The 1,794-nt window shown below is 36.1% G+C and carries 2 protein-coding genes; both read right to left on the bottom strand.

What is annotated here, in order from left to right; genetic code table 11:
• Positions 1-93: 93 nt before the first annotated feature.
• A complete protein-coding gene (locus H7U02_RS11390; protein ID WP_002890057.1) occupies positions 94-1,059 on the bottom strand; it encodes an IS3 family transposase in 966 nt (321 codons plus the stop codon).
• On the bottom strand, positions 1,056-1,733 hold the full coding sequence (locus H7U02_RS11385) for a helix-turn-helix domain-containing protein (protein ID WP_002890056.1): 678 nt from the start codon (positions 1,731-1,733) through the stop codon (positions 1,056-1,058). Before H7U02_RS11385 ends, H7U02_RS11390 begins: the two co-directional genes overlap by 4 nt.
• Between the last annotated feature and the right edge of the window lie 61 nt (positions 1,734-1,794).

The raw sequence follows: 1,794 nt of genomic DNA, 5'->3' as shown, positions 1-1,794 counted from the left end.
TGATATGCCCCCTGTCAAGTAGACAGGTTAAATATCTAAAAAAGTGTCTGTTTTTGAAGGTCAGTCGTACATAATAAATGTACGGCTGTTTTTTTATGCAGACCACTTAGACTTGTACTTTTCAATTTTGTTATTCTTAGCGATTGGGTATGACAAAGGATGTTCTGATGATAAGGCAGCGTTTCTTACTGCCAAAGGCGTTTTACAGTCATACCTACTTTGTGGACGCTCTTGACAGTAAAATCGGATATAGTCTTTGATGGCATATCGGAGGGAGGCCTCATCTGAAATCTCATACATCTGATACATTTCCGATTTTATAATTCCCCAAAAACCTTCTATTGGTCCGTTATCAATACAATGGCCCACTCTTGACATGGATTGAATCATATCAGTATCTTTCAGCTTTTTTTGAAAGTTCTTATTGGTATATTGAAACCCTCTATCGCTGTGAAATATAGGCTTCGCTGCGGGATTTTTTTCAATGGCTTTGTCAAATGTTTTGAAGACCAGCCGATTGTCATTTCGACCACTTATGACAAAAGCAATAGGATAGCGGTCATATAAATCAAGTATGACACTAAGATAGAGTTTCTTATGAGAGTTAGGAATCTTAAACTCTGTAACATCTGTTACCCATTTTTTGTTCGGAGCAGTTGTATAGAAGTTTCTTGCCAACTTATTTTCTGCAGTTTCTTTAGGCTTGGCAGTCTTGTATTTTTTCCTTTTCTTACGGATAAAAGCGTGGATATCGAGTACTTTCATAATTCGGTGAATTCTCTTTCTTGAGTAATTCGTATGATTGAAATGATTGATCCAATCGGTCATTCTTCGGTATCCCAAGATGTGTGAAAAACGTTCGTCATATTCTTTAATTAATTCCGCAATTTCGCTGTTTAATTGTTCTTGTTCTGGAACTATTCTATGTTTCCATTTATAAAATGCAGACCTCGTAATGCCGAGCTGATGACACATCCAGCTAATGCTCCACCCTTTGTTGGTGTTGAAGTCTTCGATCGCTAAGTATTTTGATTCGTGGCGCTGTTTGCCTAGCCTCACATCCTTCCGAATTCTTTCACTTTTTTTAAGAGTTCAACAGTCATATCCTTTTCTTCTAACTGACGTTTTAAGCGCACATTTTCTCTTCGTAAACGTTCTAATTCATCAACCTCATCATCTAGTTTGTGATGACCCCTTTTGTCAACTAAACCTTCTTCACCATCACTATCATACTTTTTCACCCACGAATACACTTGGCTATAAGAAACATCATAAAGTGATGCCGTTTCCTTATAATTGCGATTATGTTCAATACAATAGTTGACAATCTCTTTGCGTTCATCAATAGTGGTTTTACGTCTTGCTTTTGCCATATAGACCTCCCGTTTTGGATTGTAATCCTTAAGTTCTATATTGGCATTATACATCCTAATCCACTTTCTTAAAAGTCCTGAAGAAATATCATACTGATGACCTAAATCAATAGATGAAGCCTCACCACTAATACATTTTTCTACAAGTTCCATTTTAAATTCTTTTGAATAGGAACGGTTTTTTGTTTTCTTTGTGAATCCTAAAATCCCATATTTTTTATAGATGGCAGCCCAATCTTGAATCGTCCTTGTGGAAATATGGAGACAGTTACATATCTCAGATCTAGAACGATTACCATTAATATAATCGAGACAAGCTTGTTCTTTCTCGTATGGGGTGAACCTTTCTCTTCTAGACATAAAAATACCTCTTAAGTAGATTTTAGGTATTTACCTTGTCTACTTAAGAGGTATCATATCA

The organism is Streptococcus sp. 3.1, from assembly GCF_016648915.1.
Taxonomy (GTDB): domain Bacteria; phylum Bacillota; class Bacilli; order Lactobacillales; family Streptococcaceae; genus Streptococcus; species Streptococcus salivarius_E.
The sequence above is the reverse complement of the archived record's forward strand: the minus strand, read 5'-3'. Positions and strand labels throughout refer to the sequence as shown.